This window comes from Corynebacterium felinum (genome assembly GCF_030408755.1).
GTDB classification, from domain to species: Bacteria; Actinomycetota; Actinomycetes; order Mycobacteriales; family Mycobacteriaceae; genus Corynebacterium; species Corynebacterium felinum.
Genome location: NZ_CP047209.1, coordinates 1,363,907 through 1,390,053 on the forward strand (window position 1 = coordinate 1,363,907; position 26,147 = coordinate 1,390,053).

Here is a 26,147-nt window from a genome sequence, read left to right on the forward strand (position 1 = left end):
AGTTTGCTCACACTCTTGCCGGAAGGGATTGTCGATAAAAAGTGAAACTCAGTTTGTTTTCCAGCAGGTTGCCGTGATTTTTACCTAATATTGGGGGTGGCCTTACGTCTTGTGGGTGCTGATGAGTATTTCTCAGTTTTACAGTGTTTAATCCTGGAATGAAAAGTAAGTTTACTGTGTGGTGGAGCTGTGAAGTTTGATGGAGGCGTTCGAAAAAATTTTTGCATTTTGTCCTGCCATGTTCGATGCGAAAACTACAATCAGTAGCTATGAAAACTGTTCCCATTCAAATAGCCCTGCCTGAAGATGAATACGCTGATCAGCTTGCGTTCTTAAAAAAGTGGGATGATGGGCCCAAGCCACCGGGCTGGGAACTGACACCCAAAGCGGTCGTGGTGTTTATCTGTGGGGGATCGGGGCTGCGGCTTGAAAATAATCAGCGCATGGATATTGCGCCCAAATTCATTGGGGATCGATCATTGGTCGAACGCTGCGTAGTTACTCTTGCTGGGGCGCGTGGTTTATTGCTGGTCGGTGAACCAGGTACTGCGAAATCCATGCTGAGCGAGCTTCTTTCCGCAGCTATTTGTGGGACTTCCGCACTCACCGTCCAAGGCAGCGCGGGCACCACCGAAGATCAGCTACGCTACGGCTGGAACTACGGCATGCTGTTAGCCGAAGGCCCCAGTGAAAAAGCACTGGTACCCTCACCTGTATTAAGCGCGATGCGGGCAGGGAAGGTGGCCCGAATTGAAGAAATCACCCGCTGCCAACCCGAAATCCAAGACAGCCTTGTACCCGTGCTGTCTGAGCGTCGAATAGCAGTCCCCGAACTGGGCGACTACAGCGTGCCCGCCCGCGAAGGATTCTGCGTAATCGCAACCGCGAACCTGCGGGATCGTGGCGTGTCCGAAATGTCCGCCGCCCTCAAGCGCCGCTTCAACTTCGAACACGTCGACCCCATTGCCGACAAGAAGGCCGAGGTTGCGCTTGTGAAAAGCCGCACCCAGCGTGCAATCGCCGATGCGCAGGCGCTTATCGACGTCGACGACGCCGTCGTAGACACACTCGTGACCATCTTCAAAGACCTCCGCAGCGGAATTACTGAAGAAGGCTGGAGCGTGGCGAAACCAACAACAGTGATGTCCACTGCGGAGGCTGTCGCCATTTCCACCTCAATCAGCTTGGCAGCTGCCTATTTTCCGGATTCGGGTGCGCAGCTCGCCCTGATCCCGGGCCACATTTTGGGTGCGGTGCGCAAAGACGATGAGAAAGATACCGAAAGAATCATCGCCTACTTCGACAAAGCCATCCAACGCCGCGCGAACGCCAACCCCAACTCGCCGTGGGCTATCTTGTGGGATAACCGCCATGGAATTAGTTAATGAGTTGGACTTTAGAAAGGCACTCGCAAGCCTGGGGGACTACCCCTATATCGTGGGGATTAGGCACCACTCGCCGGCATGCGCGCGCATGGTGGTTGAGGCAGCCAAGGCGCTCAATGTGCAGGCAATTGCGGTGGAACTTCCCGCCGACCTTGCCGATTGCGTGCATTGGATCGCGCATGAGGAAACGAAACCGCCCATAGCTATCGCCGCTGCGGTGGCTGGGCGTTTAAACTCAGGGGTTTTGTACCCATTTGCAGAATTCTCCCCAGAACTAGCAATCATGCGCTGGGCACTCGCACACAACATCCCCATCTATCCCATCGACCTTCCCGTTGGCGCACCCATCGGCACAGCTGCAGGCTTAGAAGAATTGGATGGATTCACAGAGCTTAGTCAAAGTTCAGAGATTATCAGCCAAGAAACTTGGGATACCTGTGTGGAAACCCGTGCGGTAGGCCAATCCTGGCAGGCTATCCGCACAGCGGCATTAGCTGTAGGTGTAGCCACCCGGCTTGTCGAGCGGCCTGACTTGCGCACATTGCGACGCGAACGCTACATGCGCCATGCGCTGAAATCGGTTCCCGAGCGAACCCTCATTGTGGTGGGTTCCTACCACTGTAAAGGGCTCCTAGAAGATGACGGTGCCAGCATCGATAGCCTCGCAGACTGTGACACAGTGACCACATCCATCGTTCCCTATTCCTATGCGCAATTAGACTCCCGATCCGGCTACGGGGCGGGAATCCGCGACCCTTGGTGGCAGCAAGAAGTGCTGGGCGCAAGCAAAGAGGAAATAACGCAGCTCGTCTATGAAGTCATGGTGAAAATTACGAGGCAGTTGCGTGCACAAGGCCATTCGGCGGGCACTGGGGAAACCATTGAGGCGGTGCGGGTTGCCTGCGACTTAGCTGGGCTTCGACAGCTGCCCAGTGTAGGGCGTCGAGAAGTAATTGAAGCAGTGACCACAGTTTTCGCCCACGGTGAAATCATGGGTCGGGGACGCGCCGTCGCCCGCGCATTAGAAAAAGTGCTGGTGGGAAATGTTTTAGGGAAAGTCGCACCAGGCACACCCACACCAGCGCTGGTGGAAGAAACCAAACGGCAACTAGAAAAAGTTAAACTACCTGCCGATATTTCCGCACCCACCAAAACTTTTCGCCTCGACCCCTTCAGCGGGCCGACCGCACTAAAACGCCACGTGCTCTTAAACCAGCTAAAAGCGCTCAAGATTCCGTACGTGGTGGATAAAACCGTGGGATATAACCGCGGCTTCAAATCGCTAGGCTACAAGGTAAGTTGCACGTGGAGTCCAAGCGCAGAAACAGCTGTTAATCTCGCGGCAGCGCACGGCGTGACCCTAGCGCAAGCAGTCACCCATCTTCTGTTTGTGCGGCTTCAGGGGATGGACCTGACCTTAGAAAAAATGTTGGGCGCACTCGAAACAGCCATCGGCTGTGGCCTCGATTTAGTTGTGCGCCACATTGTGGAGGAGTTGAGTACCTCGTGGTTGCAGCAACTCAGCCTGCGCCACGCAGTCACGGTAGCTGAAACACTGTCTGGGGTGGTATCTGCCACGGATGCTGGTGCGCTCATGCTGGAAGAATCCACGAAAGAACAGTGCGTGGCACTATCCCAAGAGCTCGTGCCTATTATTATCGCCAGCATTGAAGGCATTGCGGGTTCTTCAGACCCGAATGATGCCCGCGCGTTAGGGCAGCTGATGTCTTTTGGGGGCGAATACGAAGGCGCACTTAATTATGCGCTGAGGCGAATGAAAACTAAAGGTAGCGACCTGATGCAAGGCGCGGCCTATGCGCTTGCGCCTGAAAGGAATACCTCAGCGATGGTGGGGTCGTGGGTTGATCGTGCCTCAAAGCCGAAACTGATTGGCTTTTTTGCGGCTTTAGGTTCCGCATGGCCGGAATCACCCCTCCTAGAAGAATTTATCCACAACATTGAGACTCTTCCTGACGCAACATTTGTTGGACACCTCCCGAACTACCGCGCCGTTTTCGATCACACAAGCCCTGTTGATCGTGAGGCGTTTCTTGATCGACTCGAAGAACGGTTGGGCAGCATTGACACAGAGTTTTCTTCCGGGCTTTCACCCGAAGACGCACTGGAATTTGCCCAAAGAGACGCCAACGCGCGCAAGTTGCTTAAAACCCTTGGATTAATGGACTTAAGCTTCGACCCTGCCACCAGGTGGCGGCTTGTGCTCGGGGCGCAACCCGACCAGCTGGAAGGCAACGCACGCACCATGGCAGCCACCTTGGATGAGCTTTACGGTAGCAGCCCTGAGGAAACATTCGGTGGGGATGGCCGGGTGAGAGCGGGGAATAAACCAGGCACCATTTCTACTCGGGAATGGAAGCAAGACATTGAGCTATTATTTGGCGACGAAGGCGTGCAAGAAATCTTTGCCGATGCCTTAGAAGCAGGGCGCAGTGATGTTGTTGCGCATCTGGATGCCGATTCCGTTGTCCCGAGTGTGGAAACACTGCAAACAATCCTCAACATAAAAGGTGCACTCCCTGAAGCGAGGGTGGCGAAACTTCGACCCGTAGTGGAAAAAATTGTCAAAGAACTCAGCGAGCAACTAGCCAGCCAGATCCGGCCAGCGCTCTCGCAGCTAACCGCAGCCAAGGTGGGGACGAAGAAATCTGCGCGGCTCGCCCTTCCCGCCACAATCCGTGCGAACGTGAAGAATGTGGTGGAGATTGATGGCCGCCCCAGCATTGTTCCGGTGAATCCGAAGTTTTTCCAAACCCAGAAAAAAATCTCACCGTGGCATGTGATCGTGGTGGTCGATGTGTCCGGGTCAATGGAACGATCGACAATTTTCGCCGCGATGACCACAGCGATCCTCACCCAGATCCGCACCATGAAAGTCACCTTCATCACCTTCGACACAGAAGTGGTGGATTTAAGCGACCATGCTGATGACCCGTTGAGTTTGCTGCTGGAAATTTCTGTCGGCGGAGGCACCAATATTGCTCGGGCGCTACGCTATGCGGAAAATCGTGTGAGCAACCCCTCCCGCACAGCAGTGATTCTGGTGACAGATTTTGAGGAATTCGGTCCGACAAACCCCCTGGTGGATGCAATCCGACGCCTGCACAGCAGCGGGGTACGACTCATGGGCTGTGCAGCCTTGGATGATTCCGGACAAGCGACTTATAACGAAGCTATTGTTAAACAAGTGGTCAGCGCAGGTATGCGCGTTGCGCAGGTAACGCCCTTGGAGTTAGCGCGGTGGGTGACGGAGGTACTGAAGTGACATATCAACTACCACCACAGCTTATTCATGAGATTGTTAGCGGCTTGCCCACGAGGTTGAAAAAGCGTGCAGAAGCACTCACAGCAGAAAGCAGCTCATGGACCATTAGCCCTGATCCGTTAATCGTGGTCATTGGATCAAACACGGTCAGCTTCACAGATGGCTCACTCGCCTGCGATTGCCTCCTGTCGCCCAAGTGCGCACACTGCGGTGCGGTCGCTCTCGCAGCAGACATAGAAGAAACACAAACAGACCAACAGCCTGCACACACAGCTCAAGACACGGGGGAGAACCCGCCTGAAACTACCACGACCCTAACCCAGCAGGAGGCGCTGAAAGAGGCACACGATCTTATTGCACCAGTGATCAAAGAATTGGTGTTCTACGGAATCCCAGCACTCAACCCGCTGGGATATGCGCAATTAGTAGCTGCGGTGCACCATGCGCGCACCCACAAACTCCACCGCCTTGAGCGTTCCTTAACCGCCGTGGCTAGGCTGTGGAAGCAATGCCGCACAACACAGGCGACGGCGAGACCGCGTCGACAAGCACTAGCGCACGCGTTCGGCGCGCTGCTAGAAATCACCCACCTGATCACACACCAACCTTTCAACCCCGCCACCGTTGGTGTAGCACGACGCGTCTATGCAGAACTAACACCCGGGCGTGACGACGGCATATTCACACCCATATTCGCCGAACCAGTAATCACGGATTCAGGCTTTGCCGGCGCGGTGGTCACCTTTGCAGATAAAACAGGCACACTGTTCACCGTGGGCAAAACCCCGCCGGGAAACAGCGACACAATCACACGAGTATGGCAAGGACCAGTGCAACTAGGCGACATCAATACCTCACTTGCCCAGCTTTCGACCCGCACAGTGATTATCTCCGGCGGAACCGTCAGCGCCGACGGACGCATTGGCGCAGGGAAAAAGACCCGCGCTGCACAAGGACACGAAGTACTACTCGAACACGTCAGAGCAATCCCCGGTGTCCACTCAGTAACTGGCGAGGTGACTTATGCCGATTTTGCCAAAGTATCACTAGGGTCTGGGGGTGAATACAGCTTTAGCGCAACGGCACAACGCTGCGGCGTAGCAGGGCTAGTAAGCAAAATCCTGGGCGAAAAAATCACCCTCATCATCAGCGAAGAAAAAATTCGCGCGATATGGCTCGGGCAGCAACGACTCATCCCCGGACTCGATCTCCGCGGTGCTGATGTGGCAAAATTTAGTGCCTTCACACAACTAGCAAATATCCACCCCACCCCACACACAATTATCGCCTCGTGGATACAACGCTTCGCACTCCAAGGCAACCGAGGCATCTGTCACACACAGATAGCACGAGACGTTGAAAAACTCCGCAGCCTCAACGCGCCAACAGCAGCCCAACTCCTTGAACGCCTAGCAACCTGCTACAACCAGCACACGGTCACCGCACTAGCGTTTTATGCATCAGCCACAAAGACACAGTAGAAAGCTCGTAACTTATCACCCCTCGCCTGTGTGCTGTTTGCACACAGGCGAGGGCAATACTGATGACAGTGCCCCCTTAGAACCACACTGTCGCACCAGCACACATAGCACCAAAACCTACAACCAACTCAACCCCACTGAAGAACACCTAGGCATCATCGGGAGTACAAATACCCAAGATACTCAGGCACCTCATCAAGTTGCGGAAGCGAAAGAGCAAAATCCTCCACTGCCGCAATCTCAGCAATAATCCCAGCAATCGCAGCAGCCAAAACCTCATCATTCTCAGCGAAAGCAAGGATACTTGTAGGATCATCGAGAAGCAGCTGCGCCTGATTTGGCGTACACTCACGCATCTTCTCACTCACCTTCTGATTACGCACCTTCAAATAATGCATACCCGAGGAGGCAAGCTGGTGGAGAGGATGCGGCTGACCCGTTGCCGTACGCGACAGCGAAATAGGAGTGTTTGAAGCATAATCGAACAGCTGCGTTTCCTCCGCAAACCACGAACCCTCAACCGGACGCCGCACCGGAACCCGATCAAAACTAGTGAAGTCGAAGCGACCCAACGGACACAACACCACACTGTTTTCCTCAACTTCCCCGCCGAAAACTAAGTTATAATGCAACCCATTATCCGTCCCCAACGGCGAATCGAGAGTCTCGGACAGGGCAGGAAAAATAAAGCTCTCAAAATTAAACCTGAGATTGCGCGGAGCCTTCTTCCACCCCTGAGGATAAAAGCTCACACCCGGAAGCTTTCGTGCACGCAACTTCTTATCAAAATCCTTCCACGACACACCATCAGTATCGGGGGAGTGGAAACTAAACACAGGAGTAGTAGTCAGCTCCCGGAAATTACGGTGATACAACTGCTGCTGCCCAAAAATGCGACCACCCGGCTGACGCGACAACTGTGCACCCGGAGTCAACTCCACATCACCAACAAACGCACGCCCATCGAGAAAATAAGAGTCGCAGAAAAACTCATCGAAATCACCCGCACGCTCGGAAAACGGTGTGCAAGTATCAGTACTCGCCCACCAATAATAAGGCTCATAAGGATCGTTATACTGCAAGTAAAGATCACCATCGACTGGAATCGCATGCTTAAGATGCTCATGCGCAGGAATCGTATAGGTTACACGTTCATTCCCATTCAACAGCGTGAGAGTCGAATCAAAAGCCACACCAATCCACGGGAAATTACCAGTCACCGAGGCATCAGGGCCCGCTAATTCCACCACTTGTTCAAACTCCGGCCACGTGTACTCGACGAAAGTACCCCGATTTAAACGAGTAGCAAGCTCCAACGCCGGATCGAAAGTAAACATCGTGCGCAGCGCGCCGGGATTGAGTTCTTTCAGTTCAGGGCGGTTGAGCTGGCTGAAAGAGTTGAGAAAAATCTTCCATGCTATTCCCGAGCCGATAATGCAGTGGTGGTCTTGTGCTAGCTCATCGAGCTTGTCGACGACCAGTTGCCGCGTCACAGCATTGTCAAGGAGGACGGCAAGGTCGGTTTCGAAAGCATCGTTGAATTCAGCGTCGAAGCATATTTCGAGCGCTGCGAGCAACGCAGTGCGGGCCTCCCGGTTTTTGACGAGGTGGCGAAGATCGCGGTGATGTTCTTCCAGCCACGGGTCGAGGCTGATATCTTCGGGGTTGATTTTCCACCCCATTCCTACAGCGGCAAGGGCATCGAGGTAGTCGAGGTGAATATTCGCATTATCTGCGATGCGGAAAACTCTGCGCGGGCTGGGGGCGATTTTAGCGATAGCCTCAAGCAAGCGCGGATCGGATACGCTCAGATATCCCCAGTCGGCGAGGATGAACTGGTGCTCAAGCCAGGTAATGAGAATCTTTTTGGTGCCGGTTATCTTAGACCAATAGCCCGTTTCAATGAGATCGTCAATATACAAATCAATGGATATGTACCCTTCGGCAGCTCGGGCGAAGAACAAGGCATCGTGCATTCGTGGGGTTTCCTTAATCCTTAGTTGTGCAGTGGTGAGGTGAATGTAGTGTTCAGCCTTTCATTGGTGGGAATTTAGGTGTGGGTTCCCCACAGTGGCAATTGAGGAACTCATTCCAGTACTTCCCCGTGGCTAGCTACTCATCATAATCGGCCAAATCAGCAAATGGTTGTTGTTTTACTTAAGGTGATTCAGGTGTGTGCTGATAGTTAGTGCACGAAATGTGGCTTGAAATAGCACCCAAGTATTCTTGGCTTGAGACTCACATGTCATTGATCGTTCACCTGGGTGCAGCACCACGACTAAGACGTGGGGCTTGTCTGGGAGCAATGCAGTACTCACAATTCCTTCGATGAAAGTGGGGGATGATCCCCGTGCTCTCGCAGCTATCGTTTCTACCCCTGCTCAAAAGCGCTCAGGTGAGCTACTAGCGGTTATTCACCTGAGTGTTCCACGGCTGATCGCATCAGCGTCGCTGGCGATACCGTTCAGTGGTGAGTTCCTCATAGCCGGGGATATCACCAGAAACGTACCTTTGCCACACCTCCGCAAAAAGATCAGCGTAGGGAACGATCGGTGGGCAACCAGCGACAATCGGACGGTTTTTCGCAGACTTCCACAACAGATAATGAGGAGCTTTCCACACCTCCATCGCAGGGCCCGTGTCAGATTTTTCCAACCAACCACCCGGCAAGAAAACACTGCGACCGGTGCCTGCACGCTTAGCAGTAACAACAAGGCCCTTATCAACAAGCTCAGCTGCCACCTGATCCAACTGCTTCTTCGACCAGCCGTTCCACTTCTTAATAGAGTTATCCATCGGGCGAGTCAAAGCAGCCAACTGCAAGAAATAGCGAGCCGCATCGCTGCTGAGCCCCAACGTACGCGAGGCCTCAGCAACAACCGCAGGAGCAACAACAGAAGGATCCTCCTTGACCCCTTCCACCACAGAACCCTGCGTGAGATAGTCAAGCAAGGAATCAAGATAGCCTTCCTTAACCAGCCGCAGAGCATGCTCATCCGGCGTGGACTTTCGCCAAGGGGCATTATCAAAGTCACTGCCCAAAGGGATATGTGGATCTTCGATCGTGACGTCACACACCTTGCGAATGCGCTCGGCCAAATTACCTGCCGCAACACTCGAAGGCTCAACTGCATGTGCCAGATGAATGAAAACAGCAAGCAGCTTCGGGCCATAGTAGCGAAGATGGCTTGGCTCATCGCACACATCGTCTATAAAGTGATGATCCAACGATGTGCGCAAAGAAAGCGGAATTAAATCCCAGTGTTGCCACTCAAGAGTGATCCATGGCTTACCCCAGAGACGTTGCCAAGCATCAGCCAACGCAGCCACATCGGGCCCAGTACTAAGAAAATCTTTATGCCACGTCAATGCCAAAAGTCGCCAGCGCTGATCGGGGAGAACACGGCGGGTTATATCATTAAAACTATCAACGTCATTCTTTGATACAGCCAAAACCTCACTGACCTGAGCTGTAGTTTCATTATGGAATGGCATTTCATAATCATGAAGGCCACCGCCAAAAAGCAAAGCCCACACCTGTGGCGGGAAGGTAGTGACAGCCGCTGCCTGCTCAGCTATTTCGGTAATCGTGGCATTATCCCAACTAGGGCTGAGCTGCCCCGGCGTCGAATGGCGATTGACATGCCAGGCGAGAATCTCATCAAGGGCTGACTGAAATTCCTCTTTCGGAACAAAAAGCCCATCATCGATAACCTCATACTCCGCCGGTTCAGTGGGTTTTTCCGATAAATCAGGATTCCAGAAACGGGTATAGCTCGTTGGAGTTCTTTCAACAATCGAGAAATTATCCCACAAAACATCAGGTTCTGCATCCAAAGAATCAGATCGCACTGTGACCCTTCGCCATGTGCCAAGCACACCCGAATCCACGCACCAGGTTAAAAACTCATGGTAATGGCGCACTTTTTCCAGCGGAAGACCAGGGCCTGATAGCCACGCCAGCCACCGCATTTCTTGACCAATAGTATCCCAAAGGAAACGTGCTTCCCACGGCGTACGGAAACTCCCATCGCGCTGCGGTGTATTGAGCAACACCGCAGTCTTATACACCGCCTTGACAGAACCTTTCCACGTCTTATGAGGCATGGGATCAGGCGGCTGTGAAATGTTCACCTGTTGCACCGGTGATTTCTCAAGCGAGGCATACAGGTAGCTTAGAGGCTTCGGCACAGACTTCAGATGTGGAAGATCAATCTGCACACAATAAATTTCACTGATATCGACGATAATTCCAGCGATAGCAGCAGCAAGAGTCTCATCGCCTTCCGCGAAATCAAGGATGCGTGTTGGCTCAGAAATAAGCTGTGCAGCTTGTTCCGTCGTGCATTGACGCATCTTCGTACTCACAGCCTGATTCCGTACCCGCAATTGATGGAACCCAACAGCATTGAGGGTATTCAGCACATGCTTCTTGCCGGTGTGTGTCAGCGCAGGCGCAATCGCGGTCATGGTTGCAGCATCGCACAGCGCAATAGGCTGTCGCCAAAAATAGTTAGTGTCTAAATACCACACCTGTGCGCCTGGCTTTTTTAGTGCCCTATAGTTCGCATGCTCGAAATGGAAGGTGCCCAAAGGGCTGACATACACCGATTTTTCTTCGTCGGTGTGAAATGACAATCCAAAAATCCGATCACCCGCAACACCCAAAGGAGATTCGCTCGTGCTTGAAGTAACGCGGGTGGCAAAACTGTGCGTGAAATCTAATTCAGCACGAGGATCAACAGCTGCCGAAAGCTCGGGCACATCCAATCCTGGCAGTGAACCTGTAACCACGTGCGCATGAAAATCTTTGCGTGGGATCTTCTCACCATCAGGAAGGGCAACCACAACGGAATCCTCTGAACTACGCACAGCATATACCGGGTTGAAACCAACGTGCGGGCCGGACGGTGCCGTGTTTAACTGCCCTTCGGTAATGGCAGTCGGGCCAATATACAAAGTTTGGTCGATAACGCTGACGTATTCTTCGACGGAGTGACTGGAGAAATTTTCCGTGATGGTGTGTGCCACACCCTCGGATAGCCACATCCATTGATGCTCATTTGCTGAATGATCATAATAGGCATAAAAAACGTCATTATCAGTAGGAATGACTTTGCCGTGGTAGTTGCTTGGCAGCCGGTATTTCCGATAATTGTCGCCGTTAAAAGTATGGAGATCCCTTCCGTTTTGCAGACACACCCATGGGTAGGTGGCGGAAATGTGGGTATTTTCCGTCATTATTTCGGGGGCTTGATCTTCAAATAATGGCCACGTGTATTCCACGAGTGTTCCGCGACGAAGTCGTTCTGCAAGCTCCTCAGCGAGATCAATGTGGAGAATTGCTTCGACCAATTCGGAAAAGTGCGTGCGCAACAACGGAGTGTCGAGGTGGCGGCGATGGTTATCAAAATTCTCCCACTGTGCTTTTGACCCACCGGTTATAGCACGTTGATCGAGTAGTGCTTGGAGTTTCCATTCCACAACTTTTCGGGTGGGTTCTCCCGCAAGCAATGTTTTCAGATTGTGCTCTAGGGCTTTTGTGTCCAATCCTTTAACAAGGTCATCACGAATGCTTTCCTGCTCAACCAAATACCGAAGATCGCGGTGCCGTTGACGTAGCCATTCATCAAAACTAAAACGGCGTTCCCAATGATATTGCGGAGGGATTGGTTTCCAGTCGGTTTGTGCCGCAATGAAAGCATCAAGATAGTCAAGGTGGTACTTAACGCTGATGGTGCGAATGGGCACGCCTGTGAGCCTTTCGGTGTTGCCCACGATAGCTTCAAGTAAGTCAGGGTTACTTTCTGCGAAGAACCGCCAGGTGGAATGCCCATGGCTGATGAGTGAATCTAACCATTGGGCAAACTTATCTGGGTTTGTGCGCAACGGATCCCATAACTTGAGTTTTTGCAATGTGCGCACGTACTCATCGGCATCCCACTGCTGCGGGATCATGGTGTAAAGGCATTCAGCTAAATTCGGCTGCGTTTTTAAGAGCTCAGGTAGCGCCTTGATAATCTTTTTCAGCAACGTTTCTGAGGAACGAGGGAAACTTCGGGTGGGCACATAAGCGGCGATAAAAGAGTGCTCGACTTCGCGCAGGCTCATCCCGAGGTGTTTGCCAATGAAATGGAGGTCTTTAAAAGCGTTCGCGTAAATGCCGACACCAGCTTTGGCCTGCTCAAGCAGAAGCTGGAAGAAATAATCGTAGGCTTCCTGCGGTTGGCTGCGTGAGAGAGCATCGCGAGCTTCTTGGGAAAGAGTTTTAGCACTCACTATGCCTAAGGAAGCAAACTCGGCGAAAGCGTGGGCATGACGTTGCGGATCGATGCTCAGCGAGTGATTGCGTTCGGTTTCACGCGCTTTACTGAAAAACTGTTTTGCATAGCTTGTGTTCTCAACGTCGTTGAAAATGCGGGCAATTTCTTCCAAGAAGGTGGGGAGGAAATGTGGAGCTGAAGCTTGGAGCATGCCAGCGAGTTCGGTGATGTGCTTTCTGACCTTGCTTGGCTCACTTTTTGCTTTTCGACGCGCCCACTCGACGTCTTTGACTAAGTTCAGGGCATGCCGTGCGTTTGGGGGATCGCTGAGAATTGCCCATGCGGGAAAACCGATGGCGCGTTTAGGGGTGAAACCTACCTCTTTGCTGTGTGTTGTGCGTAAGCCGACTGTATCTAAGGCTAAAGTTTCAGCTTCGATCAAAGGCTGGGCAACTAATTTAATCAGTGGTGCGTTTGTGCCTAGTCCAGTATCAATGCTTAAAGCGACAAGGGGAACATCGTTGGTGCGTGCATGTGTGTGGATTTGTCCAATACTCATGAGTCTTTAGCCCTCGTCTTCTATTTTTCTACCTGCATAAATGTATTCGCACATGCGGATTCCTTCACTCCAGGCAATAGGCCCAACATCGTGTGTGTGTGTATTTCAGTATTCGCACTAAAAAATTTCAAAACTCCCAGATGTGCTTCGCTGAAGGGATCGTAGGCTTCCAGCTCAAGCAGGGCATTGATGCGTTGGCCAGCTTCGTTTACTTCGACGGTGGCACCATACATATCTGCCTTGAACCCACCATTACGGGCGCGACTAAAAAGATGGGATGCCTGTTCAAAATGTGCATCTTTATAGCGCTGCACATGTTCGCGCTGCGTTTGTGCATCTGCGGGTTTGTGGTGGATTTCGCGAAACAGTTGGTCAATTCCTTGAGTTGCCCCAAGCTCGGAAGAAAACTCGCGCCAATCCTCAATATCGCAAAGAACAGCAGGGTGGGGGATAGTGATGGTCTCAGCGGTGATCTCTACGGATTCTCCGTCAAGATCCGCAACAGCCACACCTGTGTGCCGTATATCGCGTAAAAGCCCTACAACTGTGCCATCGGTGATGACAAGGTTGTGCAGATATTTGCGCCAGATTGGGTCTGGCCACAACTGTTGGATCGCAATAACAGGGATCGGATGCCCGTGGAGGAACCACTCTGCAACGTTTTGGGCGCATTCTTGATCATGCTGAGTAAGAACAGTGAGCAAACCTGCAAGTCGATCAAAAGCAGGAGTCTTTTTTGCTTTCGCCGGTACAGATTTTAATACTCTCCCCTTGGCATTGCGGGCTTTAATCTGCCCATCTTCAACTTTCAGAAAGTAGTCTCCGGCGGGGATCCACCCATCAGCAGAATCAGTCATGAACTAAACCTATCCCGAGTTGTTGTGTTGCCCCTTATTCACTGGCACCAAGAAATGACAGTGATACAAGGGCAGTGTTGATCGCTCTACGAGGGTATTTTAGGCAAAGCATCAGAACAATTGTGCCAATATCGCGCAAGCTTGGGTAAAAGTTTGACTATTCTTAACCATCTTTAAGCTAGGGGATGGTGGGTGTCGGTTTTATCTCTCTAAAGCCTGGTGAACAACTGGGGCAGGTGCGACTTGCGGCGTGGTTAGTTTTCTTATGTTGAGTTGAGCTCGGGTGGGGTTGGGTGATTATTTTCACCCTGAACACTGGCAGGATTGCCCCTTCTCTATATTGGGAAAGTATGGCACGAAATGCGATGAAAAACGGGTGGATCACGGATCAGCACGGGTCGTGGGCAATGGGGTTTGCGCCACTTATTTTTGGGCTCGTTCTCGCCCAGCGTCACTGGCTGCATCTTGCGCTTGTGGGTGCGTGGACTTTCGGGTTTTTCTTCTTCGCGGTGGCTGAGAAGTGGTTGAAGTTTAGATTCAAGCCGCGCTATCGCCCAGCGCTCATCACCTATCTGGTTTTAACGAACGTTTTCTGTCTCATTCTCCTTATTGGCGCACCGCATCTTGCATGGTGGGGGCTTGTGTTTGCGCCCTTGGTGGCCCTTTCTTTTCATCGGGCCTGGCAGAAGCGTGAACGTGAACTTACGTCTCGGCTTGTGGCCATTGCTGCTGCCGCCTTGATTCTTCCGGTAGCGGTGAATCTTCCCACGAAACTTCCATGGTTTGCCGAAGGGGGAGTAAGCCTGCACGCGTGGTTCTTTACTGCCCTCTTATCTTTGTACTTTGCCACCACGGTTCCACTGGTAAAAACTCTCATTCGGGAAAGCGGTTCGAAGGCGTGGTTTATTGGATCGGTGACGACTCACCTCCTAGCTTTCGGCATCGTGGCGGTGTTGGGGTGGATTGGGTATGTGTCCTGGCTGCATGTGATTGTGTGGTTCGCACTTGTTATTCGTGCGTACGCGCTGCCAGTGATTGCGCAGCGTCGTGGCAAACGCTTTAGCCCACGCAAGATTGGGCGCTTGGAAATTGTGTTCAGTATTGCAATTTTTGCCACCTTGCCGTTTAATTCTCCGTTCTAGTGGGGGGTGATTATCGTGTGGCTGTGATTGGTGTGAGAGTTGCACGATTGTGCATATGTGTGAGTTTTCGTGAGCGGATCTGTAGTGAGGGTGTAATTGTTCACTCACGGTGGAGATTGAATTAATAATATTCATTTCACTTTGATGTATTCGTGCTGCATGGGGCGATTTAACAGACTGCTTAGTCTATTTTATATTTACCGTCCTGTACATACCGGCCTACTATGTGGTTCAACCCTTTTGCGTACACACAATCAAAGAAAGTTGAACCCTCAAGTTGCCATGATTATCACTGGATTAATAGTCGGCCTCGTACTCGGCGCACTTATGCAACGCGGACGATTCTGCGTCACCGGAATGCTGCGCGATATCTTCCTGACAAAAACGTGGCGCAGTTTCGTCGCCCTCCTTATCGTTATCTCCGTCCACGCAATCGGGCTTACCGCCTTAGATTCTGCCGGAATAATTTCAACATCAGTCGATACTTTCGCTCCCATTGCTGTGGTGATCGGCGGTTTCATTTTTGGTCTCGGCATCGTTCTTGCAGGCGGCTGCGCCTCCGGTACGTGGTATCGCTCCGGTGAGGGGCTTGTAGGTTCCTGGGTTGCATTGATTGCCTACGCGGTAACCTCCGCGGCGATGAAAACTGGTGCGCTGAGCGGTTTTAATGCGTGGCTTCGCGGTTTCACGGTTGATGCCACCACAATTCCTGAAAGCCTTGGTGTTTCCCCATGGTATTTCGTGATCGGGTTGAGCCTGCTTACTGCTTATGCTGTGGTTAACTACCGCAATCGTGCGAGTAGCCAGGTCAAGGGTGATCTTGGTGTGCGGGGTTGGCGTCGTCCGCTTCATCAGTACACGGCAGGGTTGCTGATCGGAATCGTTGGTGTGATCGCATGGCCGTTGTCGGGTGCGGCGGGCCGTGATTCGGGGCTAGGTATTACGGGTCCTTCTGCAAACCTGACGAACTTCATTGTGTCCGGCGATCTGAAATATCTTGACTGGGGTGTGTTGTTGGTGCTCGGCATTCTGGTTGGCGCGCACTTTTCCGCGCGTGCTGCTGGCGAGTTTCGGGTTCGTGTTCCGGACCCGCAGGCTGCTGTGCGTGCACTCGTTGGCGGCGTGCTGATGGGCGTGGGCGCATGCTTGGCGGGTGGCTGCACCGTGGGTAACGGCATGGTGGAAACGAGCTTGTTCGGTTACCAGGGTTGGGTTGCATTGCTGGCTATCGGCCTTGGCGTGGGTGCGGCGGCGAAGCTGTGGCTCAAGCCCACCGCGCAGTCTGTAGCACTGCAGCGCAGCACGGAGGAACAGCCCGTGCGGCCGGTTGATCATGATCGAATTGCGCGTCAGTATGGCAGTGTTGCCACAGCACCTGTAGCGCTGAAGGTTGCTGCCCCGAGTCAGGCTGGTGTGCGGCAACTCGCAGCTGGGGTGTATGCGCTTGATACGGTTGGCGCTATCTGCCCGTTTCCGCTTATCGACGCCAAAAATGCGATGAGCCGTCTCGAAGCGGGGGAGAAGCTTGTGATTGATTTTGATTGCACTCAAGCAACGGACAGTATTCCGCAGTGGGCGGCCGATAATGGGCATAAGATTGAGAATTTCCACCAGACGCAGGCAGCTGGCTGGCAGTTGACCGTGGTGAAAGGTGAAAACTAACAACCAGCTATGTGTGTAGCAATTGCGGGGTGTGCACGCCGAAGGGCTGTGATGCCCCGCATTTTTGTGTTCATTTATAGGTGTTGGGGGCTTGAGTGCACGGTGAATAAATGTGTACATAATATGAGGTATATGTGCATTGTGGGGCAAAATATTCCTTTTCTGTGATCTGTGAACTGTGGAATAAATTGGTATTGACTTGCGTTGATTTGGTGCGGGTGGGGCTGATGAAGAAAAACTTCACCCCCTTAAGTGGCACATAATTTACGTCGTTGTGCATAAATGCTAGGATTGTCTGCATGTCAATCAAGGTAGCTGTCGCAGGAGCCTCCGGATATGCGGGAGCAGAAATCATTCGACTTCTGCTCATGCACCCACGCTTTGCTTCGGGGGAATTAGAAATCGGCGCACTCACCGGCGCATCCACCGCAGGGGAGTCTGTCGCCGCGTTGATGCCACATTTGGTGGGCGTGGCCGACCGAGTGATCGAGCCGACCACCGCAGACACTCTGGCAGGCCACGATGTGGTTTTCCTGGGGTTGCCACATGGGCATTCGGCTGCCATTGCTGCTCAGTTGGGCGAGTCAGTGTTGGTTATTGACTGCGCAGCTGATTTCCGATTGAAGAATTCGCAGGATTGGGAAGATTTTTATGGCACTGCCCACGCGGGCACGTGGCCGTATGGTATTCCTGAAATGCCAGGTCAGCGTGAAGCTTTGGCGGGAAGTACTCGTGTAGCCGTTCCTGGTTGTTTCCCCACAGGGGCAACGCTGGCTATGCTGCCGGCTGTTGCGGCGTCGTTAGTCAAGCCAGAACTGACTTTTGTCTCCATCACCGGTGTCTCAGGTGGCGGGAAGAAGGCTTCTGTGGGCTTGTTGGGATCTGAGACTATGGGGTCGCTTAAGGCATATAACACCGCTGGTGCGCACCGCCATAACCCGGAAATCACGCAAAACTTGCAGGCATTTAGCGACGAGGAAATTACGGTGAGTTTTACCCCGGTGCTTGCACCGTTGCCGCGTGGAATTCTCACTACCGCGAGCGCTCCTTTGGCCCCAGGGGTTACAGCAGCGCAGGCGCGTGAAACCTATTGTGAGTTTTATCAGGATGAGTATTTTGTTCACGTACTTGCGCCCGGCATTCAGCCGCACACGCAAAATATTGTGGGGACAAATATGTGCCATCTTCAGGTGGAGGTCGATGAACGAGCAGGACGTCTGTTGGTGACCACTGCCATTGATAATTTATGCAAAGGTACCGCAGGCGCTGCGGTGCAGTGCATGAATATTGCGCTCGGGTGGGATGAAACCGCAGGTCTTCCCATCAATGGCGTTGCTCCCTAATGCATGCATGTTCGGTTTTCTTCAAAATTTTCCGCATTATTTCCCAGTGTTTTTCGCACTCGCACTCACGAAAGTAAAGGTCAATTGCAATGATTACAGCTGCTGCTGGTTTTCTCGCCGCAGGTACCACCGCAGGTATCAAACCCTCCGCAAAACCCGACATGGCGTTGGTCTATAACCAAGGGCCTGATTTTGCTGCGGCCGGTGTGTTTACCCGCAACCGAGTTGTTGCCTCGCCCGTCAAGCACAGTCGTGCTGCGCTAGTTGAGGGAAATACAGGGCAGGTGAAGGCTGTGATTTTTAACTCCGGCAACGCGAATGCCTGCAATGGTGCGCAGGGGGACCAGGATTGTGCCGACGTCGTCAAGCATGTTGCTTCGCTACTCAACGTCGATTTTTATGATGTTGCTGCCTGCTCAACTGGGCTGATCGGCGAACCGCTACCCGTGCCCAAGCTTATCGACGGCGCAACCACCCTCGTTGCTGGTTTGGGCGACCACTCCACCGACGCCGCAGTAGCGATCATGACCACCGATACAGTGAAAAAAGAAGCACTGTATGAAGGAAACGGGTGGGTGCTCGGGGGCATGGGTAAAGGCGTGGGGATGATGGCGCCAAGCCTCGCCACCATGCTCGTCTGCCTGACAACCGACGCAGTCGCCACCCCTGAGATGTTGGAGCGTGCGCTGAAGAAAGCAACCGCCACCACCTTCGACACCCTCGATATCGACGGATCTACCTCCACCAACGATACCGTGATCATAATGTCCTCGGGTGCATCCACAGTACAGGTGACACAAGAAGAACTCGACGCCGCAGTTTTCGCCGTTTGCGACTCACTAGCAGCACAAATGCAAGCCGACGCCGAAGGTGTGACCAAGCGCGTGACCATCACCGTCACCGGAACCAGTACCGACGACATGGCGCGCAATGCTGCACGCACAATCGGGCGCGATCAACTTTTCAAGTGCGCCATGTTTGGCTCCGACCCGAACTGGGGGCGCACACTTGCTGCCGTGGGTATGGCGGATGCAGACATGAACCCCGATAAAATCTCGGTCTACTTCAACGACCAGCCCGTGTGCATCGACTCTTGCGGTGCCGAAGGTGCCCGCGAGGTCGACCTCACCGGCACCGATATCGCAGTGCACGTCGACCTCGGCACCGGCGGGGCAGGGCGCGCGACGGTGCGCACCACCGACCTGTCCCTCCAGTATGTGGATTTCAACTCCGCCTACACCACTTAAAAAGCAGGCGCTGAAGCGAACACGCTGAGCACTTTTCGCCCACAGCTCACCCACCACCACGCACAACACACTTGTAGGTACTCACCATGACTGATCTTTCCCCACAGAAACGCGCCACCGTTCTTGCCGAAGCCCTGCCCTGGTTACAGCACCTTCGCGACAGGATCGTGGTAGTCAAGTACGGCGGCAACGCAATGGTCGACGAACAGCTCAAAGCAGCATTCGCCGCAGACATGGTGTTTCTGCGAACCGTCGGAGTAAAACCCGTAGTGGTCCACGGGGGAGGCCCTCAGATCTCCAGCATGCTTGAGCGGCTTGGCCTCCAAGGCGAATTCAAGGGCGGCTTCAGGGTTACTACTCCGGAAGTGATGGACGTCGTGCGCATGGTGCTCTTTGGACAAGTTGGCCGCGACCTCGTGGGGCTTATTAACTCTCACGGCCCCTATGCGGTCGGCACCTCCGGTGAAGATGCCGGCCTATTCACCGCCGAAAAACGACTCGTGGATGTTGACGGTGAGCGTGTTGATATCGGACTCGTCGGCGACATCGTCAACGTCGATGCCACCAGCTTGATGGATATTATCGAAGCAGGCCGAATCCCTGTTGTTTCCACTATTGCGCCAGGTGTGGATGGGGAAGTGTACAACATCAACGCCGATACCGCCGCCGGTGCGCTCGCCGCAGCGTTGAACGCTGAACGCCTGGTTATTCTCACCAACGTTGAAGGGCTGTACACCAACTGGCCGGACAAAACATCGCTGGTCAGCTCCACCTCTGTATCGGAGCTCGCCGAAATTCTCCCGACCTTAGACGCCGGCATGATCCCGAAAATGGAATCCTGCTTGCACGCAGTCGAAGAAGGTGTGCGGGCAGCGCACGTCATCGACGGGCGTATCGCCCACTCCGTGTTGTTAGAACTACTCACCGAGGGTGGTATCGGAACCATGGTCGTGCGCGATGATGTTGTGGCCGATCGCACCTCACCCACCATCTACCGCAGCGCTGAAACGCACGATAACTAACCCCAATTGCACGCAGCAGAAGAACCGGATACCTCGTTTATGAATACAGATACACACGCGCAGCCAGCGGCGGCAGCGCACAAAAGCGCACGTCAGCAGTGGCCCGAAGTCATCATGAACACCTACGGCACCCCGAGCCTTGAGCTTGTCTCTGGGCGGGGAAGTAGAGTCATTGATGCCCAGGGACGCGAGCATATCGACATGCTTGCTGGCATTGCCGTTAACTCACTAGGGCATGGGCATCCGGTGCTTATCGACGCCGTGACCACGCAGCTGAACACACTCGGCCACGTCAGCAACCTGTTTGCCTCGCAACCTGTGGTCGATGTTGCCGAAACACTCATCGACCGCTACTGGGGTACAACCCCAACCCAGCAGCGCGAAGAAACCCGTGTATTCTTCTGCAACTCCGGTGCTGAAGCCAATGAAGCAGCCTTGAAAATCGCGCGGCTCACAGGGCGCGGACGCATCCTCGCCGCCGAGCACGGATTCCATGGGCGCACCATGGGCGCACTTGCCATGACAGGGCAACCCGATAAACGTCAGCCTTTTAGCCCGCTACCTCAAGGTGTTGAATTCTTCCCCTATGGGGATCTCGACTACCTTGAGAAACTTATCACCATCAATCCCACTGATGTGGCCATGATTATCCTTGAGCCTATCCAAGGTGAAACAGGAGTGATCCCCGCACCAGAAGGATTCCTCAGTGGTATTGCGAAGCTGTGCGCAACCCACACCATCCTTTTCGCCTGCGATGAAGTACAAACCGGCATTGGGCGCACCGGAGACTTCTTCGGATTCCACCACGAAAATATTCGCCCCGATATTGTCACCATGGCCAAAGGGCTCGGTGGTGGACTCCCCATCGGTGCGGTTTTAGCACGCGGGCGCGCTGCCACCTTGCTCAGCCCAGGCAAACACGGCACGACCTTCGGCGGAAACCCCATCTCCTGTGCCGCTGCACGTGCTGTGCTGTCCATCATTGACCAGCCATTCCTTGAAGAAGTCAAGCGCAAAGGTGAGCTTTTAACCCAGTTGCTTGGACAATCCCCACATATCACCCAGATTCGGGGACGGGGCTTGATGCTTGGAGTGGTGCTACATGCCCCCGTCGCAAAGCAGGCTGTTGCCCACGCTGCAGAACACGGACTCATTCTCAACGCACCCAATGAGCATGTCATCCGACTCACCCCACCGCTGGTGATCACAGACGAAGAACTCGCCCAAGCCGCCCACCGACTCTGCGCACTTATCGACGCCGTAACCAACGATGCCACAGACTAACCCCCAGACTGCATCACCACTCATCACATGAGGAGAAACACGCCAATGACTAGCCTTGATATCACCAACCCCATCTGCAACGGGGTACGCCACTTCATCGCCGACGATCACCTTAGCCCCGCCGAGCAAGCAGAAGTACTTGCACTTGCAGCCGAGTTGAAGAAAAACCCTTATGCTCAACGCCCCTTGGAAGGACCACAATCAGTAGCAGTACTGTTTGATAAAACCTCCACCCGCACCCGCTTCTCCTTCGAAGCAGGCATTGCCGAACTCGGGGGTAACCCCATCGTTGTTGAAACTGCCAAAACCCAAATGGGCAAAGGTGAAACCTACCAAGACACCGCAGCCGTGCTGTCACGCATGGTCACAGCGATTGTGTGGCGCACCTACGCCCACGCCGGATTCTGGGCCATGGCCGAAACTAGCCGCGTACCCATTATCAACGCACTGTGTGAAGACTTCCATCCCTGCCAAATCTTGGCAGACCTGCAGACCATCATTGAAAACCTGTGCCCCGACCAAGGGCAAGCAGGGCTTAAGGGGCGCAAAGCCGTGTACCTCGGTGACGGCGACAACAACATGGCCAATTCGTATATGCTCGGATTCGCCACAGCAGGCATGGATATTTCCATCATTGCCCCCGAACAGTTCCAGCCAAAAGCCCAGTTCGTGGAACGCGCACGCACCCGTGCTTTACTCACCGGCGCACAGGTTGTGGTCACCTCTGATCTGAACGAAGTTCACGGCGCTGACGTGGTCATTACCGACACGTGGGTATCTATGGGAATGGAAGACGACGGGCTGGATCGCACCACCCCATTTATGCCCTATCAAGTCAACGATGAAATTATGCAGAAGGCTAATAAAAATGCTATATTTATGCATTGTTTGCCGGCATACCGCGGAAGTGAAGTCACTGCCTCGGTTATCGACGGCCCACAGTCAGTAGTCTTCGATGAAGCAGAGAACCGACTGCATGCGCAGAAGGCTCTACTCACATGGCTCATCGCACACCAGCCGAAGAATCAGTAGAGACAAAAAGAGGAACGAGAATTGAGCAATGCGCCAATAACCCGCACAGTTCGTCAAGCACTCATTTTGGATCTTCTTGAACAAAACCTTGTCTCCAGCCAAATGCAACTTTCCGAGTTGCTCAAAGACAAAGGCGTGGAAATAACCCAAGGAACACTGTCGAGGGATCTTGATGAGCTTGGAGCAAAGAAGATCCGCCCCGAAAATGGGCGTGCATTCTATGCGGTCGGCGGGGTAGAAGAACCCACGTCACCCACCACGGCTGGGACGCGAGAAAAATTGCGCAAAATGCTCGACGATCTCCTTGTCTCCTCCGACTACTCCGGCAACATCGCAGTGCTGAGAACACCCCCGGGTGCGGCAGCATTCCTTGCAAGTTTCATCGACCGAGTAGGCATGGACGAGGTAGTGGGAACCATCGCAGGCGACGACACCGTCTTCGTCCTCGCCCGCGACCCACTCAGCGGAAAAGAACTCGCAGAACTGCTCAGCAGCCGCTAATCCCACTGCACTCGTGCAGACACGCGGTGTGCAGGCAGCACTGCACCATAACCGAACATCTCAACACATTCCGGATCATCTTCGGAAAACTATCAATCACCATTTACTTCCCAACCCATTGCAACATAAGGAGCAGATTCCTCCCATGACCAATCGCGTCGTACTCGCATACTCCGGTGGCCTCGACACCTCCGTGGCCATCCCCTACCTAGCAAAAATGACCGGTGGTGAAGTTGTTGCCGTCTCCCTCGACCTCGGCCAGGGCGGCGAAGACATGGAATCCGTGCGCCAGCGCGCCCTCGACTGCGGTGCCGTGGAATCGGTAGTCATTGACGCCAAAGACGAATTCGCCAATGAATACTGCCTGCCTACCATCAAGGCCAATGGCTCCTACATGAAGCAGTACCCACTGCTGTCTGCCATTTCCCGCCCACTGATCGTCAAGCACCTCGTCGAAGCAGCAAAAACCTTCGGCGGCACCCACGTCTCCCACGGCTGCACCGGCAAGGGCAACGACCAAGTTCGTTTCGAAGTAGGCTTCCGTTCCCTAGCGCCAGAACTTGAAATCATCGCACCAGCCCGCGATTACGCGTGGACCCGCGACAAGGCTATCGCGTTCGCTGAGGAGATCAACCTCCCGATCGAGCAGTCCACCAAGTCCCCATTCTCCATCGACCAAAACGTCTGGGGTCGCGCCATTGAAACCGGATTCCTGGAGGACCTGTGGAACCCACCAACCAAGGACCTCTACGCCTACACCGAAGACCCAGCACTCGGCAACGCACCTGATGAAGTCACCATCACCTTCAAATCCGGTGTCCCAGTTGCCATCGACGGTCGCCCAGTAACCGTTCTGGAAGCCATTGAAGAAATGAACCGCCGTGCTGGCGCTCAGGGCGTTGGCCGCCTCGACATGGTTGAAGACCGCCTCGTGGGCATTAAGTCCCGCGAAGTCTACGAAGCACCAGGTGCGGTAGCGCTGATCACTGCTCACGAAGCACTGGAAGACGTGACCGTTGAGCGCGAACTGGCCCGCTACAAGCGCCTGATCGACGCACGCTGGTCCGAAGAAGTCTACGATGGCCTGTGGTTCGGCCCCTTGAAGCGTTCGCTCGATGCTTTCATCGACTCCACCCAAGAGCACGTCACCGGCGATATCCGCATGGTGCTGCACGCTGGCTCCTGCGTGGTGAACGGCCGCAAGTCCGATCACTCCCTCTACGACTTCAACCTTGCAACCTACGACACCGGTGATACCTTCGACCAGACCTTGGCTAAGGGCTTCGTGGAACTGCACGGCCTGTCCTCCAAGATCGCAAACCGCCGCGACCGCGAGGCTTAAAGTACTTCACGCTTTCCTTCTTCACCACAGACCTAGCGCGTAGCTAGCACGGTAGAAGAAAAAGAACTTCTGGCCCAAGGGGAAAGCATCCTCTTGGGCCAGAAGTCTAGGCAACAGACTTTATTTTCAGAATCTAGCTATTTGGCTGTGGCGGCTCATAAGCCGCAGCCGAATCCATGCACGCAGCAACACACACGTGAAAAACAAGGATGACAACCATGCAGAAACACGGAACTAACCAAGGCGCCCTGTGGGGCGGGCGGTTCTCCGGCGGCCCGAGCGAAGCCATGTTCGCACTATCCGTTTCAACCCACTTCGACTGGGTACTCGCCCCCTACGATGTGCTCGCTTCCCAAGCACACGCCAAAGTCTTGCATAAAGCAGGTTTGCTCAGCGATGCTGATTTAGACACCATGCTCAACGGTCTTCGCGAACTCGGCGAGGCAGTCGCTGCGGGAACATTTACCCCTGAGCCCACCGACGAAGACGTCCACGGTGCAATGGAACGCGGCTTGATCGCCCTTGTCGGTCCAGAAGTAGGCGGTCGTTTACGTGCTGGCCGGTCCCGCAACGATCAGGTAGCAACCTTGTTCCGCATGTGGGTGCGCGACGCAATCCGCGACATCGCAGCCCAAACTGCACAACTTGTCGCCGCACTGTCTGAGCAGGCGGCGAAACACGAGGGTGTTATCATGCCAGGGAAAACCCACTTTCAGGCAGCCCAGCCCGTGCTTCTCGCGCATTCACTTCTCGCGCACGCACACCCATTGCTGCGCGATATTCAGCGCTTGCAGGATCTTGATAAACGCCTTGCTGTCTCCCCTTACGGTTCCGGTGCATTGGCAGGCTCTTCGTTGAAGCTCGACCCAGAAGCAATCGCTGAAGAGCTGGGCTTCGATGCTGCCGCCGAGAACTCCCTCGATGCGACGTCGTCACGCGATTTCGCAGCGGAAACCGCATTCGTGCTCGCCCAAATTGGGGTTGACATGTCGCGACTAGCTGAAGAAATCATCGCATGGTGCACCCCAGAATTCGGCTACATCACGCTTGACGACGCCTGGTCAACCGGCTCGTCCATCATGCCGCAGAAGAAGAACCCCGACGTCGCAGAACTCACCCGTGGCAAGTCGGGGCGCTTGATCGGCAACCTCGCAGGACTCATGGCAACACTCAAAGCAATGCCCTTAGCTTACAACCGTGACCTGCAGGAAGATAAAGAACCAATCGTTGATTCGGTTGCACAGCTCAATCTGTTGCTGCCTGCCATGACTGGGCTCGTTTCTACTCTCACCTTCCACCCTGAGCGTATGCGCGAACTCGCCCCCGCCGGATTCACCCTCGCGACCGATTTGGCGGAGTGGATGGTGCGCGAAGGTGTCCCATTCCGCGAAGCCCACGAAGCATCGGGGGCATGCGTGCGCATTGCCGAGGCACGTGGCGTACAACTTCACGAGTTGAGCGACGAAGAATTTGCCGGCGTCGACCCGCGACTGCACGCAGGCGTGCGTGAAGTGCTCACCGTTGAAGGCGCTGTCGCCTCCCGAACAACCCTTGGCGGAACCGCACAGGTGCGTGTCGATGAACAGCGTGCCAAGATCGACGCACTCAACGCCGAGTATGAAAAGTGGGCACACACCCCCGTGCGCAACTAGACGCTCGCTAGGGCATTAAACCCGCGCTGTGAACCACTTAAAGGTGGGCGATCCCTCGTAATTGTGAGGGATCGCCCACCTTTGATTGTGGG

Annotated in this window: 15 protein-coding genes and 1 pseudogene; 13 read left to right on the plus strand and 3 right to left on the minus strand. The window is 54.0% G+C overall.

Translation table 11 applies throughout. From position 1 onward, the window contains the following. Positions 1-269: 269 nt before the first annotated feature. Genes CFELI_RS05915 through CFELI_RS05925 form a run of 3 tightly spaced genes read left to right on the plus strand, consistent with a single transcriptional unit; the run spans position 270 to position 6,149 of the window. On the plus strand, positions 270-1,385 hold the full coding sequence (locus tag CFELI_RS05915; RefSeq protein WP_277104373.1) for an ATP-binding protein: 1,116 nt from the start codon (positions 270-272) through the stop codon (positions 1,383-1,385). After that, on the plus strand, positions 1,372-4,668 hold the full coding sequence (locus CFELI_RS05920; protein WP_277104372.1) for a DUF5682 family protein: 3,297 nt from the start codon (positions 1,372-1,374) through the stop codon (positions 4,666-4,668). Before CFELI_RS05915 ends, CFELI_RS05920 begins: the two co-directional genes overlap by 14 nt. Then, positions 4,665-6,149, plus strand: a complete 1,485-nt coding sequence (locus CFELI_RS05925) for a hypothetical protein (protein ID WP_277104371.1) — start codon at positions 4,665-4,667, stop codon at positions 6,147-6,149. The genes CFELI_RS05920 and CFELI_RS05925 overlap by 4 nt, the downstream gene beginning before the upstream one ends. A 155-nt stretch (positions 6,150-6,304) precedes the next feature. Here CFELI_RS05925 and CFELI_RS05930 read toward each other — a convergent pair whose 3' ends face one another. From CFELI_RS05930 to CFELI_RS05940, 3 genes are all read right to left on the minus strand, one after another. Further along, positions 6,305-8,125, minus strand: a complete 1,821-nt coding sequence (locus CFELI_RS05930) for a hypothetical protein (RefSeq protein WP_277104370.1) — start codon at positions 8,123-8,125, stop codon at positions 6,305-6,307. Between the two features lie 466 nt (positions 8,126-8,591). Next, on the minus strand, positions 8,592-12,971 hold the full coding sequence (locus tag CFELI_RS05935) for a hypothetical protein (protein ID WP_277104369.1): 4,380 nt from the start codon (positions 12,969-12,971) through the stop codon (positions 8,592-8,594). A gap of 20 nt (positions 12,972-12,991) precedes the next feature. Next, entirely contained in the window at positions 12,992-13,828 is an 837-nt protein-coding gene (locus CFELI_RS05940) for a DUF4132 domain-containing protein (protein WP_277104368.1), read from the minus strand. Between the two features lie 350 nt (positions 13,829-14,178). On the opposite strand from CFELI_RS05940, the gene CFELI_RS05945 reads away from it, so the two are divergent. From CFELI_RS05945 to argH, 10 genes and pseudogenes are all read left to right on the plus strand, one after another. Beyond that, a complete protein-coding gene (locus CFELI_RS05945; protein WP_277104367.1) occupies positions 14,179-14,970 on the plus strand; it encodes a YwiC-like family protein in 792 nt (263 codons plus the stop codon). 282 nt (positions 14,971-15,252) lie between these two features. Then, entirely contained in the window at positions 15,253-16,632 is a 1,380-nt protein-coding gene (locus CFELI_RS05950) for a YeeE/YedE thiosulfate transporter family protein (RefSeq protein WP_277104366.1), read from the plus strand. A 299-nt stretch (positions 16,633-16,931) separates the two neighbouring features. Then, positions 16,932-17,975: an N-acetyl-gamma-glutamyl-phosphate reductase gene (argC, locus tag CFELI_RS05955; protein WP_277104365.1), complete on the plus strand. Its 1,044-nt coding sequence runs from the start codon at positions 16,932-16,934 to the stop codon at positions 17,973-17,975. Positions 17,976-18,064: 89 nt separating this feature from the next. Next, on the plus strand, positions 18,065-19,222 hold the full coding sequence (argJ, locus tag CFELI_RS05960; RefSeq protein ID WP_277104364.1) for a bifunctional glutamate N-acetyltransferase/amino-acid acetyltransferase ArgJ: 1,158 nt from the start codon (positions 18,065-18,067) through the stop codon (positions 19,220-19,222). An 86-nt stretch (positions 19,223-19,308) separates the two neighbouring features. After that, positions 19,309-20,244 (plus strand): acetylglutamate kinase, encoded by a 936-nt coding sequence (gene argB / locus CFELI_RS05965; protein WP_277104363.1) that lies wholly within the window; start codon positions 19,309-19,311, stop codon positions 20,242-20,244. A 39-nt stretch (positions 20,245-20,283) separates the two neighbouring features. After that, the gene (locus tag CFELI_RS05970) at positions 20,284-21,528 is read left to right on the plus strand and encodes an acetylornithine transaminase (RefSeq protein ID WP_277104362.1); all 1,245 of its coding nucleotides are present in this window, start codon (positions 20,284-20,286) and stop codon (positions 21,526-21,528) included. A 45-nt stretch (positions 21,529-21,573) separates the two neighbouring features. Then, positions 21,574-22,560 (plus strand): ornithine carbamoyltransferase, encoded by a 987-nt coding sequence (gene argF / locus CFELI_RS05975; RefSeq protein WP_277104361.1) that lies wholly within the window; start codon positions 21,574-21,576, stop codon positions 22,558-22,560. Between the two features lie 15 nt (positions 22,561-22,575). Further along, positions 22,576-23,061: pseudogene (locus CFELI_RS05980) on the plus strand (arginine repressor); the annotation flags it as partial. A 145-nt stretch (positions 23,062-23,206) separates the two neighbouring features. Next, positions 23,207-24,403, plus strand: a complete 1,197-nt coding sequence (locus CFELI_RS05985; RefSeq protein ID WP_277104359.1) for an argininosuccinate synthase — start codon at positions 23,207-23,209, stop codon at positions 24,401-24,403. A 218-nt stretch (positions 24,404-24,621) separates the two neighbouring features. Then, positions 24,622-26,055: an argininosuccinate lyase gene (argH, locus tag CFELI_RS05990; protein WP_277104358.1), complete on the plus strand. Its 1,434-nt coding sequence runs from the start codon at positions 24,622-24,624 to the stop codon at positions 26,053-26,055. Positions 26,056-26,147 lie beyond the last annotated feature (92 nt).

Coding starts and splice junctions, on each gene's coding strand:
- CFELI_RS05940 (WP_277104368.1), bottom strand. CDS start 13,828: ATGACTGATTCTGCTGATGGGTGGATCCCCGCCGGAGACTACTTTCTG.
- CFELI_RS05985 (WP_277104359.1), top strand. CDS start 23,207: ATGACCAATCGCGTCGTACTCGCATACTCCGGTGGCCTCGACACCTCC.
- argC (WP_277104365.1), top strand. CDS start 16,932: ATGTCAATCAAGGTAGCTGTCGCAGGAGCCTCCGGATATGCGGGAGCA.
- CFELI_RS05970 (WP_277104362.1), top strand. CDS start 20,284: ATGAATACAGATACACACGCGCAGCCAGCGGCGGCAGCGCACAAAAGC.
- argH (WP_277104358.1), top strand. CDS start 24,622: ATGCAGAAACACGGAACTAACCAAGGCGCCCTGTGGGGCGGGCGGTTC.
- argB (WP_277104363.1), top strand. CDS start 19,309: ATGACTGATCTTTCCCCACAGAAACGCGCCACCGTTCTTGCCGAAGCC.
- CFELI_RS05915 (WP_277104373.1), top strand. CDS start 270: ATGAAAACTGTTCCCATTCAAATAGCCCTGCCTGAAGATGAATACGCT.
- CFELI_RS05920 (WP_277104372.1), top strand. CDS start 1,372: ATGGAATTAGTTAATGAGTTGGACTTTAGAAAGGCACTCGCAAGCCTG.
- CFELI_RS05950 (WP_277104366.1), top strand. CDS start 15,253: ATGATTATCACTGGATTAATAGTCGGCCTCGTACTCGGCGCACTTATG.
- argF (WP_277104361.1), top strand. CDS start 21,574: ATGACTAGCCTTGATATCACCAACCCCATCTGCAACGGGGTACGCCAC.
- CFELI_RS05945 (WP_277104367.1), top strand. CDS start 14,179: ATGGCACGAAATGCGATGAAAAACGGGTGGATCACGGATCAGCACGGG.
- CFELI_RS05930 (WP_277104370.1), bottom strand. CDS start 8,125: ATGCACGATGCCTTGTTCTTCGCCCGAGCTGCCGAAGGGTACATATCC.
- CFELI_RS05935 (WP_277104369.1), bottom strand. CDS start 12,971: ATGAGTATTGGACAAATCCACACACATGCACGCACCAACGATGTTCCC.
- argJ (WP_277104364.1), top strand. CDS start 18,065: ATGATTACAGCTGCTGCTGGTTTTCTCGCCGCAGGTACCACCGCAGGT.